We start from the raw sequence: 14,507 nt of genomic DNA, 5'->3' as shown, positions 1-14,507 counted from the left end.
AGCACATAAGCAATTTGTTGTAATTAGTGACTAAAGTATAAACACAAATAGTTCAAAATAAGTAAAAAATCACTCTTTTTTGTGCACTTTGTGTGTATCGATGAATTTATCGTCAGTTAAGCCATGTAAAAATGCAATCAACGCCGCCTGCTCGCTTTCTGTTAAGCGAAATCCTTTGATAAAAGGACTGCGGTAAGGGTTAATTTTATCTCGCTTGTTGCCGCCACGGGCATAAAACGCCACTACGTCTTCTAATGTTTCAATACTACCGTCGTGCATATACGGTGCCGTTAAAGCGATATTACGAAGTGTAGGTGCTCGAAATTTGCCCATATCGGCTTTATTATGGGTAATGCTGTAAAGGCCCATGTCTGACTTTGGATAGCTTCCCATACCATCTGTATTGTACATGCCAGTATTGTGAAAAGGCTGGTCTGCAAACGACTGAGAACTGTGTTTCGACGATTGCGTAAAATTAACTCCACCATGGCAGTGAAAACATTCTGTACGCTCCGAAAAGAATAAATTTAGTCCTCGTATTTGCTGAGGTGTAAGCGCGTAGTCGTCACCAGCATAAGCGTATTTATCAAACGAACTATTAAACGACACCAAACTTCTTACATAGCTTGCAAGGGCGCGCACTACGTTATTCATATTTGGAGAGCTGTCGCCATACGCTGCTTTGAAGCTTTCTCGATACGCCGGAGTATTTAACCTCGACAGTATTAACGATTCATTACCGGTAACCCCCATTTCGACAGGGTGCTCATTAAATAAAGGAATAAGAATTTGTTTTTCAATACTGTCTAAATTGTTGTGAGCCCAAGTGAACGACGCGTTGTAGGCCACATTCACCAATGCCAAAGCATTTCGAGTTAACGCTTCGCCGCTAGCCCCGATCGAAACAGTACGAGGGTCGGCAAACGCATGTTCTGGTAAGTGGCAGCTGCTACAAGCAATACTTTCATTAACACTTAGCGCTGTATCAAAAAAAAGTTTTTTACCTAAAGCCACACCCTCTTCAGTCATAGGGTTATCATTCGGCACTTGAGGAGGCGGAACGTTATGCGGCAGGTTCCACGAATAAGGTGTTGGCGGCTTACTGCATGCAGCAAGCCCAACTATAAATATACTGAGTAAGAAAGTTCTAAGCGCTATTGCCATTGCAGCCAAGGTCTGTGTGTAAGGTTGCGAAGAAGCTTATCGCATGGCTTGGTTTCAGGGCTGTCGAACATGCAGCTTGACGCCTCGTTAATGTTCACCTGTGTAACAATGTTCGAAACATGCACATCAATATCTAGCTGCGTATCAAGCTGTGTCATAGGTAAAATAAATTCCACGCGATTGGTAAAAGCGCACGATTTCTCGGGTGGGCGGACGGCCGAATCAGATTCACAGCCAACGCTACCTAGATGATACGACCATTTCTTCTCTTCATTCCCCACTTTTGACACATCCATACGCAAAAACTTATGGCCATTCTGCCAGCTCCAGAACATTGAGCTATCATTTAAGGGCGGAGGCTGCGTTAACGGGTTAGCGTGGTTGATATCAAAAGGAAGACTCATCTTAAAGCGAAGATTAGTCGATAGCTGCATCAACTCTTTCGAGGCCTCTAACACAATTCTGTCGTTAGCGTCTCGAGGGTTACTGCACAAAGAATGGAATTTTAACAGCGCGCTATCTGTCGTTTGCCATTTCGTTTGTTTGAATTTAATCCGTTGCCATCTACCATCTATACGCAGTTCGGGCTCACTCAAGTAAAAGCTGAAGTAATCAATATTCCAACGGTCATTGCCGATGCTCATTATCATTGGGCATGCCGCAGTATCTACTCCCACTAAATCAAAAGGTATTTCGCCCGGTTCTCTGCTGCTTAGCCCCAAAAAGTCACAGCCCGCTAGCGAGAAGAGTAACGCTGAGATGACACCAATGCGATAAGGCATTTTCATTTGTTTATGTACTTCCTATAGATATCTGGTACTTTTTTATGCGACACATACAATTTGCACGGACGATAATATGAGAGTATTTCTTTTTTCCCTAATAGTGCTGCTTTTGGCATTTACTAGTCAAGGTGCATACGCACACATAGATCACGATAAAGCGCGCTTTGTTGCTGCAGATGGTATAGATGAAGGACAGTGCAACAACCGCTTTCGTCCGTGTAAAACATTAGCTTATGCCGCAAGACAAGCAAGTAAAGGTGACAGGCTACTGGTTGCGGAGGGCACGTACAAACTCGAAGACAATATTGAAAGCCTACTATTAAATGATAGCCTAATGCCGGTGTTGGGTGGGTTTTCTCGTATCGATCATTTTCAAGTGCAAAACCCTACCGTAAACAATACCACTATTGTTAATACGCCAGCTTATTTGTCGGAATCACTTTACCTTAAGGGGTTTAATACAATATCAGACGGTAAAAGCGGCGAAGCCATTGCTCATTTACCACAAGATAACGTTTCACAACAAAATCTCACCAACGTTGCATGTGAAAATGGCCTTGCCGACGGATATCCTTGCGACAATGTGTCGTTGTTAAGTCGAGTCACTATCAATCAACTATCCAACGTATCGAATGACGTGAATGACATTTGGGGCCATATTGATTTAAACACGCAGCGTGAATATGCCATTGTAGGTATGAACTCAAGCGTTGTGGTAGTAGATATCACTACACCTACTTCACCTACTGTAGTGGGTGAAGTTTCCGGAAGAAGTACTGGCTGGCGTGATATTAAAGTACTGCAGTACTACGACCATACATCAAGTCGCTGGCGTGCTTTTGCTTATGCGAGTTCTGAAAGCGAAGGCTTCTCAATTATCGACCTGAATGACTTGCCAAATAGTGTTAGCTTATCTTCAAGAAACCGAGACGATAACAACGCTCACAATATTTATGTGTCTAACGTTAATTACACATTCAACACCACCATTAATAACGCCGCTGCTCAGCTACATTTAGTTGGCCAAGCCTCTAACGGTGGTGCATTTCGTTCTTACAACTTAGACACGCCACAAACACCTGCAGCAAGTTTTACGCCTAACGGGTTAACAAGGGCAGATTATACACACGACATTTCATCGATGTTTGTTACCGATGGTCGTGCCCAAACCGACTGCGTTAACGGCAACACCAATGGCTGCACAGTTATGCTTGATTTTAACGAGTCGGAAATGCGCCTGTGGGATCATACCGTACAAAATAGCACGGTTGAGCTTAGCAGTATTAGTTACGACAACGTTGCCTACACACACAGTGGCTGGGTAACTGAAGACCAACGTTTTGCTTTTGTTCACGATGAAATTGACGAACGCCAGTTCAGCTTGAACACCCGTGTAATGGTATTTGATATTTCATCGCTTACTAACCCTGTGTTGGCGGCAACGTGGGTAAGCGACAACACTACAGTCGATCACAACGGCTATGTACGTGGTAACCGCTACTATATTTCCAACTATGAGCGTGGACTAACCATACTGGATATTTCAGACCCGACAGCACCTGAACAAGTTGGTTTCTTCGACACTTACCCCGACTTTAACTCGAGTAATTTTAACGGCGCGTGGGGCGTTTACCCATTTCTTCCTAGCGGTAATATAATTGTGAGTGACAGGCAGCGAGGCCTGTTTGTACTTAAAGACAACACATTAAGCAGCACAACTACCGTTGGCTTTACGCAATCGACGTTAGAAACCGCGGCAAACACAACGCTTAACGTTCCCGTGAATAAAAGCGGTAACAACGCGCTAACGGTGAACTATGAAGTAATTCAAGGTTCGGCTGATGGCAGCGATGTTACATTAGCTTCAGGTGAACTAACGTGGGGGTTAGCTGAAACCGGTACAAAAAATATCGAGCTAAACATTGAAGCTAATGCAGACGATGAACCTAGCGAGCTGTTCTTTGTACGCCTTTTTAACCCACAGGGCGGTGGACTTGTGCCAGGGCTTGGAAGCAACATGGTGAAAATTCAAGGCGTTGCACAAGTGGGCAAAGCTGAACTAAGTACTACTGCAATTTCGGTGCTGGAAACCAATGGACAACTTGACGTTGAAGTTACACGTCAAGGCGGAAGCGAAAGCGAGCTTAACGTTGCTTATGCGCTTGAAAGCGATACAGCCGTTGCAGGTGAAGACTTCGAAGCACTAACGGGTACACTAAGCTGGCAAGAAGGCGACACAAGCGCCAGAACAATTTCAGTAACGCTGCTAAACGATACGGCTAGCGAAGACACCGAACAATTTTCAATAGTACTTAGTGCTGACGATGCCAACCTATTGGGCAGCTTTACGCAAACAACGGTGTCGATTAAAGATGATGAAAGTAATCAGGCACCTATTGTGAATGCGGGTGACGACTTTACGGCCTTACTAAGAACTAGCCAGTCATTGGATGGCACTGCAGCAGATCCTGAAGGCGAACTAACCAGCACGCAATGGTCGCAAGTGTCTGGAGAGACCGTCACTATAATGAATGCTAGTTCGCTTTCAGCCAGTTTTACTACGCCAGACAATCCAACAACTCTAGAATTCCGCCTATCGGCCACCGATGAGTTTGGTGTAGTAAGTAGCGACACGGTTATTGTTGAAGTTGAAGAACCAGCATCATCGACACCTGTAGATCCACCTCCTGTTGAAACGCCTCCCGTAGAAGACGTTACACCACCAGCAAACAATGGCGGTGGCGGCGGTTCAACTGGCCTTTGGTTACTTGTTTCTTTAGCTGTATTTACTGTGTACCGAAGACGTACTGAACAAAAATAAAGCAAACGCTCCATAAAGCCACTAGCGAGGCGTGACAAGGCAAATAAAACTGCTTATACTTGCGCTCGCTTGTGGTTGTTTTGGTAACGAAATACCACAACGCATCTTAAAATGGCCCTATAGCTCAGTTGGTTAGAGCATCCGACTCATAATCGGCAGGTCCCCTGTTCAAGTCAGGGTGGGGCCACCATTTTTTCTACAAATATCCGAACAAACCCAATTTTGAACAAAAGACACAAGACAGTGGGTTCTACCCAATCAATGTGGCTTAAAAGCTTAAAATTTACTTCGCAACCAGTTCTTGAAAGAACCCCAACGAGTCCGATTTTCGTACTCACTGCGAGTTTCTAATGTAACAAGATGAATATATTCGAAGCCACCGTCGTCATGATTTGTAGTAAGGTTTTCCTTGTGCACCTCAATTTCCGAATCATCGAGCGAAGTTGCTACTAAGTGTTTTAGAAAATCTGGTGGAGGTAGTGAAGACATACTAACTTCAATCCTTGTAGTTTTTGGTAAGTAATCTGACTATAGAAGGATGTTAGGAAAGTTGAAAGATTATCTGTCGCTATATAGCTTCCGATGAAACATTTATATAACTTCTAGTGAAGCGCTTTGCTCTCTAGCTCCACAATAACTAGGTATTTGATTTCTTCATAAACTCGTCACTAAGCCAATCATGAGCTTCATCGAAATCGGTAAAAAACAAATATTCCATTTCTTTAAGTTTAGGAATGCGCTGAAACATGATGCCTTTTATCACTAAGCCTTCATAAACATACGCCTTTGCGCACAACCCCATGTTGGGTAGCTTTCCAATTATTTCACTCAAAATATCAAACGCATCAGGGGTTGCTCCCTTTACATCACGAATATCGGCTAGCAATGCAAAGGGCTTTCCATTTAGCTCTCTTACTAAGCCAAAAAGCTCCTTGCTATAGTCATGGGCACTGTGTTCATTGAATAAACCATTCAGCGTTACTGTTACAATACCATTGTCGTACTGTACAGACGTTTTACTTAGTTTCTTTGGCATACCTTATTAAAACTTTTTTTATCGCTGTTTTAATAATAGATGATAATTGGTTTGCCGCTAATTCAAAGCACTTAATTGTGTCATATTGTGTTTGTTAGCTAGGTCTTTTAAATCTTTATTGTCAGGAAACTGTTTGAGAGCCTGATTGAGCAAGTCGTTGGCTCGCTGACTATTTCCCAGCCGATGCAGCACTACAATATAGTTGTGCATATAAGGCGCTTGATACTGCCCAACACTAAAGCCTTTTTCAAACCAATACTGCGATTTTTCAGCGTCATTCTTCAAATAGTGGTTAGCCAGCAAAAAGTACCCTAGCCATTCTTTTGGCCACTGCTGTGTCGCCGTTTCCAAAAAGGCAATGGCTTTGTCTTTATCTCCCACTTTAAGCATGTCGTATGCGGCTTGGGTATAGTTAAAGGGTATCATTTCGGTTGACGTAACCCCAGGCGGAACTGGCGTCATATACCAATAATTACCTCTACCCCAAGTGCGCTCGAAAAGTTCGAAAGACATTTCGTGGCTTTCTGTCACTCCTGTATGTAGGGTGATTGTGCCTTTTTCGCTATTAAACCCAATGACTACAGCGTAGTGCCATTGAGGTAAAAGCTGAATAGACAGGTTTTGAAAGACGATTACAGGAACATCATCGCTTACCATAGCCATAATCGATTTTAACGTACCGCGCTCGGTATAAGGTAAAAAACCATACTGCCTAGTAGCACTTACCATCTCTAGCTGAAGACTGCCCTCTTTATCTGGAATAAAGAGCTTTGGAGCAATATCGTCAGGCGATACATTTACGCCATAAAACCCGAACACTTCGGAAAGTGTTGTAGGACCACAGTAATATTGCTGTTGAGGGTAAAAAGGTACCGAGGAAATGGTATGCGGTGGTGGCAGGTTAGCCAGCCCTTGCTGACGCAGCTGGTCAGTTTGAGGCGTACCTTGGCAACCCACTAACAATAAAAAGCCTGCAAACAGGCAGGCTCTTTGAATTAATTTATCAACCATATTAGCTGCTGATCGGACGAATAAATGGATACACGTCGGTAACACCGGCAAGATCTAAGATGGCAATGACTGCAAGCACCGTTAACACAGCGCCAACAATACCACCCGCTGGCGCTTGATTAATTTCTTCATTCAACTGTGCAATTTCACTGTCGGTCATAGCATTAATACGAGCGATAGCATCGTTAGTATCTACACCCAAACCAACTAGTTTACTTTGCACGTCTGCACGATTCACCATGGCAACTAACTGTTGTTTGTTGTAGTTAGCCGTTTGCGCTTGCATAACTGTGTCTGAACTTATTGCTTCAGCGTGAACGCTGCCTGCCGTTAGAACTGTTGCGGTAAAACAACCCACTACTATCGATTTAAGTGCTTTCATAATGCTTCCTTCTTGCTAATGGCAATGGGTTATGTAAAAACTAATGCTACGGTTATATCGTATTTCTTAAAACCTGACTGTATTTCACAGTATTCGCACTGCACGTATTTTTGCATGTTTACATTGATGCTTAGTAACAGTACTAAAAACGACCATTGCCAACTTTAATGGTTTTTGCGTATGTGTTTTCACAACGCTACTATTACAGAAGCAAATGCTGCAACGATAAGGCCAACATGACATTGGGAGTGTGGTTCAGCGTAAAAAAGCAGTATTACAGAACGACAGTAATACTCATGAAAAGGGTATAAGCACTTTTTGCTGCACTAACAAAAACAAAGGCTGAAAACAGGTGCATAATTTTTATTGTAGTGTTTTTTTACTCATCATTGTTAGCTTAACTAGCGCTTGTTCATCTAACGATTTTTATCGAGAAAATAACAACACCACCTCCCTTGCACCCAGCTACGGATATGGCTTTCTTCCCCATTTATCGTTGATAAATACCAATGATCTTTTTAAGCGCTGCCAAACCCAAACTATGACAAATTCTTTGGATATCGCACTTACCCTGCACTGCACAACGGCGCTACTTTCTAGACAAGACATAACCGATAAACAAAAACGCAAAGCTTTAGAAAAATATAATAACGCTACCAGCATCTTATTCAGTCATCGCGATAAAAATGACAACCTGATTCAGGTAAAATATACCGGCCCAAGTAATATTTTCTTAGTTGATGATATGTCCCCAACCGATGAACGGCTATCACCGAAGATATTTGGCGAAATAGGCGTTGCAGCGGTAGGTAGAGAAACTAACCAGCGGGAAGACGGTACTAGTATTGATGACAACTATCCGCTTGAAGGAAGGTTTTCGGCGCTATCAATTTATCCAACCAACATCTCACTTAGCGGTTTGCGTATCCACATAGAATTAACCGCCAAACCTGTCAGTAATGCGCAACATATTCTCATGGGCTCTCAACAGTATGCATTGCGCTATTCACCTTCTGCGGCCTATTTGGCGCTTTTACAAAACGCCGACATTCACAACTTTAGCTGGCTAGGGTTTACAACCCCTCAAGAGGCAGAAAGCAGAATGGGCGTATTTAGTATTGGCCCGCTATCGGCAGACAAAACGCCTATTATCATGACTCACGGGCTTAATTCCGACCCACTTATTTGGCGCCACCTTACCATGGCAATATTAAACACACCTAGTCTGTATAGTCGCTATCAAATATGGCATGTTTACTACCCATCTGGCCCGCCACCATTTTACAACGCCATGCGTGTTAGAACCAAGCTTCGCAACTTGAAGCTACGCCTTGAAATGGAAACAGGGAATACTTTTGAAGATGCTGTTTTTATTGGTCATAGCATGGGCGGCATTATTTCTAAATTACTCACTACCCATTCAGACCAAAAGCTGTGGGATGCTACGTTTACTGCTCCTCCTGATGAACTGCTTGGCAGTGAAGACGCGACCTTGGCCGACGTATTTTTGTTTACGCCCGTTTTTTACAACAATACGGTTTTCTTTTTAGATACCCCTCACAGAGGGTCTGATGTGGCAAATAGTATCATTGGCACTATTGGATCTGCCCTTATAAGCCTGCCGTATAATTTTAAAACCCTTTTCAAACAGTTTATCGACAGAGTTGGCGTAGACCGGTTAACTGTAGCCATGCTGCCTTTTTTACAGAACTACGGGCCAGATAGCGTGCAAGTACTAAGGCCTAACCACCCACTAATGAATGCCCTAGACACTATTTCCGTGCAGGGCGAAAGCTATTCAATTATTGGCTCTACTGGCGCCCTTACATGCAGTGGCAGCATACAATGCAATGCTATATCAGATTCAGTGGTTAGCTACGCCAGTGCGTACATTGCTGATGCAAAGGAAACGCGTATTGTGCGTTCTTCACATAACTCGTTTCAAAACTACACGGCCATTGAATTTATTGTCAATAAGCTATCAAAACGGCATTAAGGCTACTGCGCTGGTTAAAATTCCCTCGACATAGTCGGCACAATTCTCTATAGTGCGCGCGCTTTTATATATTGGTGATCTACACCACCAATATCTCTTCTTTTGTTTTACCCCCTTGGATACCTGTTTTGATTACTACCGCGAATATCACAATGCAATTTGGCTCTAAGCCATTATTTGAAAATATTTCTGCTAAATTCGGTAACGGTAACCGTTATGGCCTTATTGGTGCGAACGGTTGCGGCAAGTCGACGTTTATGAAAATTTTGAGCGGTAAGCTCACTCCAAGTTCAGGTAATGTGTCGATGGCGCCAGGTACAAAGCTAGGCATACTAAGCCAGGACCAGTTCGCCTTTGAAGAATTTAGCGTTGTAGACGCGGTAATTATGGGCGATCGTGAACTGTGGGCGGTTAAACAAGAACGAGACGAAATTTACAGTAAAGCTGAAATGAGCGAAGAAGACGGCATGCGCGTTGCCGACCTTGAAACCCAGTTCGCCGAAATGGATGGCTACACCGCAGAAGCACGCGCAGGCGAAATTCTTACCTCTGCGGGTATCGACGAAAGCTACCACTTTGGCTTAATGAAAGAAGTCGCTCCAGGTAAAAAAGTGCGGGTACTTTTAGCCCAAGCGCTATTTGCTGAGCCAGACATTCTGCTTTTAGATGAGCCAACCAACAACTTGGACATTTACACCATTAGCTGGCTTGCAGACGAATTAAATAAGCGCAAATCAACCATGCTTATTATTTCGCACGACAGACACTTTCTTAACTCTGTGTGCACACATATGGCCGACATTGATTACGGCGAACTGCGTATTTACCCAGGTAATTATGACGACTACATTCAAGCCGCTATGTTAGTTCAAGAACAGCTTCACGCAGAGAATGCAAAAAAGTCTGCTGAAATTGAAGAGCTGCAAAACTTCGTTGCGCGCTTCTCGGCAAATGCATCGAAGGCGAAGCAAGCTACATCACGAGCACGTCGTTTAGAAAAAATTGAATTGGCGGAAGTTAAAGCGTCTAGCCGACGTAAGCCATACATTGTTTTTAAACAGCACAAAAAGCTTCATCGCTTAGCCATAACCTTGGAAGAGCTAGGCCATAGCTATCCTGAACTACCGCTTTTTGATAACGCAAACCTGTTATTAGAAGCGGGCCAACGCCTTGCCATTATCGGCGAAAATGGCGCTGGCAAAACCACCCTACTTAAGTGTTTGGTAAACGATATAGAGCCAACAGCAGGTAGCTACAAGTGGGCTGAAAACGCAGCGATTGGCTACATTCCGCAAGATAACGCCAAGTACTTTGCTGAAGACATCACTATGTTCGAGTGGATGAGTCAATGGCGAAGCCCTAAGCACGATGACTTGCATATTAAAGGTATGCTGGGACGACTTTTATTTACATCAGACGACTTCAACAAGCGTGTTCAGGTTTGTTCGGGTGGTGAGAAGAACCGCTTATTGTTTGGAAAGCTGATGCTTGAAGACATTAACGTGCTGCTAATGGACGAACCTACCAACCACATGGATATGGAATCCATTGAAGCGTTAAACAATGCGCTTTATAAATTCGACGGCACCGTTATCTTTGTAAGTCACGACCGAGAGTTTGTATCTTCATTGGCTACGCAAATCATTGAAATTAAAGATAAGAAATTAAACCACTTTGACGGCAATTACGAAGAGTTTCTTGCACACAAAGAAAACGCCTGAGCTGACAACAGGTAAGAGAAAATAAGTTAAAGGCCATATGCCCACAGGGCTTTTGGCCTTTAACGTGTCGCTATAATACTTTGCGCCCGCTACTCCATACCTGAAGCAACACCTGACTGTTATCAAGTAAAACAAAGTCGGCCTGTTTACCCACCTCAATACTGCCAATTTCATGCTGCAAGTTCATAAACGTTGCTGGCGTGATACTTGCCATTTTACTGGCGGCCTCAAGTGATATGCCGCAGTCGCTGTAAGTATTAACAAGTGCACTGTGCATGTCCAAGCAAGAGCCCGCTAACGTACCTTCAGGCGTGGTCAATTTATTGCCCCTGCGTACAATTTCAGTATTGAAAAAAGGTAAACGAGAGATATCGCTCCCCACATGTGCCATCGCATCGGTTACTAACATTGCACGGTCTTCACCCTTTATTTTAAGCGCAATTTCCGCACTTTTAGGGTGTAAGTGATGGTGGTCGATAATAAAGCCACTGTACGTTTGCGCATTGCTTAACGCGGCTCCAACAGCGCCAGGCTCTCGAGAAGTGAGCGCTGACATTGCATTGTATAGATGTGTAAAGCCTGTAGCCCCAGCATCAATGGCGCGCTGTACTTGTTCAAAGGTAGCGTTAGTATGCCCAATGGATACCACTACCCCTTCACTCACCAACTCTTCTATAAACGTAGAGCTAACACTTTCTGGCGCAATGGTTACTAATACGGCACCGAGATCGCTGCGTGTAATAGTAGCTATTTCAGAGTCTGACGGCACTCGAATAAATCTATCGTCGTGGACGCCTTTTTTCGCAGTACTTAAAAAAGGTCCTTCAAAATGAATGCCCTTAATAAGCGTTTTTATACACTCAGGCCCAGCCGCTAATACTTCTGCTATCGCATCTGCAGCACGTGTCATGGTGTCGGCGTTGTCTGTGATTATTGTTGGCAGCATTGATGTTGTGCCAAAACGCAAATGTGCCAATGCCATTGTCTCTATTGCAGCAGCAGAAGGCTTCGCATTAAATAGCACGCCACCACCGCCATTTACTTGCACATCTACATAGCCCGGCAATAAACGGCCGTTAACACTCAACGCTTTTTCTCTTTCAGTCGCGCTACGAATATTAACTATGCGTCCATTTTCAATTTCAAGTGTTTGGTGATAATGCCAACCAGAGGGCAATAAGACGTTGTCTACTGTGATGCACTGCATAGTAACTGTCTTTCATCGTTGGAAAAAAATATAGCGCCGTGCTGTGCATCAAATTTCGGCCTTACTAGCTGCTCTTTCAAATTTTGTTCAATAAAAGGTAAATACACAGGTGCCATTCCTCCTACAATACAAAGAGGTAACGTCGTATTTGTAGATGCCAATAAAGATTTTGTGAGCGACGTAAGGTAAGCAGCTCCCTCAGCAAGAAGGCCGTGACTGATATCGCAACCATTATCCATTGCCTCTACCGCAATAGGCGCTAACTTGCCAAAGTTATCTGGCGTGTATGAAGATACAGCTTGCACCAGCTGCAATGGCGTTGTCACCTTAAGATAATCAATTACACGCGAAGATAGCTCACTACGCTTTTGTACATCATCAAACGCCAGCAGCGCATGCTGTACGCTTTTTTGGCCCAGCCATGCTGCGCTTGCTTGATCACCTATATTAAACCCGTAGCCGCCTTTATCGGTAAACGCGCCATCAAAGTAAGCCGTTCCCGAAGAGCCTGTACCGCAAATGATAAGTACACCTTCGCTACCGCCATGTGCGCCCAAACAAGCGGCATGTGCATCGCTGATAACGGTTAATTCAGCAAATGGGTGCTCAAGAGTAAGAAAATGCGATTTTGCGTCGGGTACATTTGCTCCCGCAACGCCAGCACATACAGACACATCCTTTAATGATATGGGCAATGAAGTTTGCGCAATAACAGATTTACACGCTGTAACTATTGATGACATCGCCTGCTGAGCATCGCTCATAATATTAGCTGGCCCCGCTTCAGCACGACCTAACACATTACCGTTTATATCTTTCAATAATGCACGGCAACGCGTTCCTCCGCCATCGATGCCAATGACAAACTGTTGTCTCACGTAATTTCCAAATATTCTAATTAGTGGCTCAGATTACCACAGCGCGTAAAATCTTCTAATAGCCAAGTATATCTATTACTGGGCATCGTCTGAATAAACATTATGCAATCTAAACTGATCGAAGCACAACAGCGCTATGTATAGTCAGTAAAAAGGAAATACTTTAATGACAAAACTTGTTCACCGTCTTCTTTCATCTGTAAGCTTAACCATCGCTTTTTCTTTCCCCGCTCTCGCACAAGCTCCTCAGCAGCCACAAGGCTGGATGTATGGTTTCGGTATTAACGCCGCGCAAGATGTTTACACTGATTTTGATAACCGTATTATCCCAATCCCTATTATTGGCTATGTAGGTGAACGCCTGCGTATTTACGGGCCTTTTGTTAGTTATCAACTGTTGCAAGAACGGCAGCTGACTATTGAAGCGCAGTTGGTGCCAGTATTTGCTGGGTATGAGCAAGATGACAGCCCGGTTTTTGAAGGTATGGAAGATAGAGATTTTAGCTATGCAGCCGGATTGGGTGTGAACTATAACGTTGATAGCTGGGCATTTTCAGTATCAGGTAACGCGGATATTTTGGGCAAATTCGACGGCTTTCAAATGACAGCTAGCGCCGGGAAAACCTTTATAATTCAGGGCTTCATGATAGAGCCTGCCATTGGCGTTACTTACCAAGACAGCAACTATGTAGATTACTACTACGGTGTACGAACCGAGGAAGCAACGCTTTCGCGAGCTGCATATCAGGGTGATAGTGCCATTAACACAGAAGTGTCATTAGCAGTATCAACCCGGCGCTTTTTAGGTGGAATGACTCGTTTCGAGATTGGCGCAACATTTTTCGATGACAGTATAAGCGGCAGCCCAATTACCGACGACGATATGGCAATGAACGCCATGCTTATTTACACACGCTTCTTCTAAATGATGCGCACGGCCTTGCACTTTTTTCTCCCCGTAAATACCAAGCCGTGCACCTCTGGCTAATTTCCTGCGGGCTGCATATTAGTAAATGCCTGAGTTTCCCACAAAGGCACGGTGGATAAACTGTGTTTGTAACTTCCCGATGTTTCTTTCGTGCTGTAAGACAAATAAATCAATGTTTTTGCCTTTTCATCGTAGATACGGCGAAGCTTCATATTCTTGAAAAATACACTTTTAGACTTCTTAAAAATGACTTCGCCAGAGTCTGACTTATCTATTGCTGCAAGCATAGGCGCAGTAATTGGTCCGGTTTGTCTGCATGCTATCGCGCTATCTGAAGGGTCTGATAAGTCCAAGTCAGCTTCGATACTAGAAATGTGACACGTTACCCCGGTTACGATAGGGTCTTGAAGCGCATCTATTTTGATATCTTTGGTAGTAAATAATCCTAACGATACATCCCCTACTTCACTGTCGCTGCAGCCAGTAAGTCCAAGTAACGTCGCTCCAATTGCACTGAAAAACAAGTATGACTTAAACCTAGTTCTCATTACGCCTTCCTTATATTTTACGCGAGCTAA

General features: G+C 43.8%; 13 protein-coding genes and 1 tRNA gene. 5 read left to right on the top strand and 9 right to left on the bottom strand.

Annotation, left to right across the window (positions count from 1 at the left end; translation table 11 throughout):
• Positions 1–69 precede the first annotated feature (69 nt).
• Together V7R35_RS00460 and V7R35_RS00455 are read right to left on the bottom strand one after the other, a co-directional pair.
• A complete protein-coding gene (locus V7R35_RS00460; protein ID WP_334012575.1) occupies positions 70–1,164 on the bottom strand; it encodes an MbnH family di-heme enzyme in 1,095 nt (364 codons plus the stop codon).
• On the bottom strand, positions 1,155–1,952 hold the full coding sequence (locus V7R35_RS00455; protein ID WP_334012574.1) for an MbnP family copper-binding protein: 798 nt from the start codon (positions 1,950–1,952) through the stop codon (positions 1,155–1,157). Before V7R35_RS00455 ends, V7R35_RS00460 begins: the two co-directional genes overlap by 10 nt.
• 70 nt (positions 1,953–2,022) lie before the next feature.
• On the opposite strand from V7R35_RS00455, the gene V7R35_RS00450 reads away from it, so the two are divergent.
• Positions 2,023–4,770 carry a choice-of-anchor B family protein gene (locus V7R35_RS00450; protein ID WP_334012573.1) on the top strand — a complete coding sequence of 916 codons (2,748 nt, stop codon included), beginning with the start codon at positions 2,023–2,025 and terminating at the stop codon, positions 4,768–4,770.
• A gap of 113 nt (positions 4,771–4,883) precedes the next feature.
• A tRNA-Ile gene (locus V7R35_RS00445) sits at positions 4,884–4,960 on the top strand.
• A gap of 86 nt (positions 4,961–5,046) precedes the next feature.
• On the opposite strand, the gene V7R35_RS00440 is transcribed toward V7R35_RS00445, so the two are convergent.
• The 4 genes from V7R35_RS00440 to V7R35_RS00425 form a co-directional block, all read right to left on the bottom strand.
• Entirely contained in the window at positions 5,047–5,259 is a 213-nt protein-coding gene (locus tag V7R35_RS00440) for a hypothetical protein (RefSeq protein ID WP_334012572.1), read from the bottom strand.
• 148 nt (positions 5,260–5,407) lie between these two features.
• The gene (locus tag V7R35_RS00435) at positions 5,408–5,806 is read right to left on the bottom strand and encodes a hypothetical protein (RefSeq protein ID WP_334012570.1); all 399 of its coding nucleotides are present in this window, start codon (positions 5,804–5,806) and stop codon (positions 5,408–5,410) included.
• Positions 5,807–5,863: 57 nt separating this feature from the next.
• Entirely contained in the window at positions 5,864–6,817 is a 954-nt protein-coding gene (locus V7R35_RS00430) for a PA2778 family cysteine peptidase (protein ID WP_334012569.1), read from the bottom strand.
• A gap of 1 nt (position 6,818) precedes the next feature.
• Positions 6,819–7,199, bottom strand: coding sequence for a PA2779 family protein (locus tag V7R35_RS00425; RefSeq protein ID WP_334012567.1), 381 nt, complete (start codon positions 7,197–7,199; stop codon positions 6,819–6,821).
• Between the two features lie 541 nt (positions 7,200–7,740).
• On the opposite strand from V7R35_RS00425, the gene V7R35_RS00420 reads away from it, so the two are divergent.
• Both V7R35_RS00420 and V7R35_RS00415 read left to right on the top strand, forming a co-directional pair.
• Complete coding sequence (locus tag V7R35_RS00420; RefSeq protein ID WP_334012566.1) at positions 7,741–9,195, top strand: esterase/lipase family protein; 1,455 nt, start codon at positions 7,741–7,743, stop codon at positions 9,193–9,195.
• Positions 9,196–9,323: 128 nt separating this feature from the next.
• Positions 9,324–10,916, top strand: coding sequence for an ABC-F family ATPase (locus V7R35_RS00415; protein WP_334012564.1), 1,593 nt, complete (start codon positions 9,324–9,326; stop codon positions 10,914–10,916).
• A 70-nt stretch (positions 10,917–10,986) separates the two neighbouring features.
• Here V7R35_RS00415 and nagA read toward each other — a convergent pair whose 3' ends face one another.
• Positions 10,987–12,123, bottom strand: a complete 1,137-nt coding sequence (nagA, locus tag V7R35_RS00410; protein ID WP_334012562.1) for an N-acetylglucosamine-6-phosphate deacetylase — start codon at positions 12,121–12,123, stop codon at positions 10,987–10,989.
• A complete protein-coding gene (locus tag V7R35_RS00405; RefSeq protein ID WP_334012560.1) occupies positions 12,105–13,001 on the bottom strand; it encodes a BadF/BadG/BcrA/BcrD ATPase family protein in 897 nt (298 codons plus the stop codon). The genes nagA and V7R35_RS00405 overlap by 19 nt, the downstream gene beginning before the upstream one ends.
• A gap of 166 nt (positions 13,002–13,167) precedes the next feature.
• Between V7R35_RS00405 and V7R35_RS00400 the strand changes: the two genes are divergently transcribed.
• Positions 13,168–13,926, top strand: coding sequence for a MipA/OmpV family protein (locus V7R35_RS00400; protein ID WP_334012559.1), 759 nt, complete (start codon positions 13,168–13,170; stop codon positions 13,924–13,926).
• 59 nt (positions 13,927–13,985) lie between these two features.
• Here V7R35_RS00400 and V7R35_RS00395 read toward each other — a convergent pair whose 3' ends face one another.
• On the bottom strand, positions 13,986–14,477 hold the full coding sequence (locus tag V7R35_RS00395) for a CreA family protein (protein ID WP_334012558.1): 492 nt from the start codon (positions 14,475–14,477) through the stop codon (positions 13,986–13,988).
• Positions 14,478–14,507 lie beyond the last annotated feature (30 nt).

Source organism: Alteromonas sp. S167 (assembly GCF_036864375.1).
GTDB lineage: Bacteria > Pseudomonadota > Gammaproteobacteria > Enterobacterales > Alteromonadaceae > Alteromonas.
This window is presented reverse-complemented; position numbering and strand designations above follow the sequence as displayed.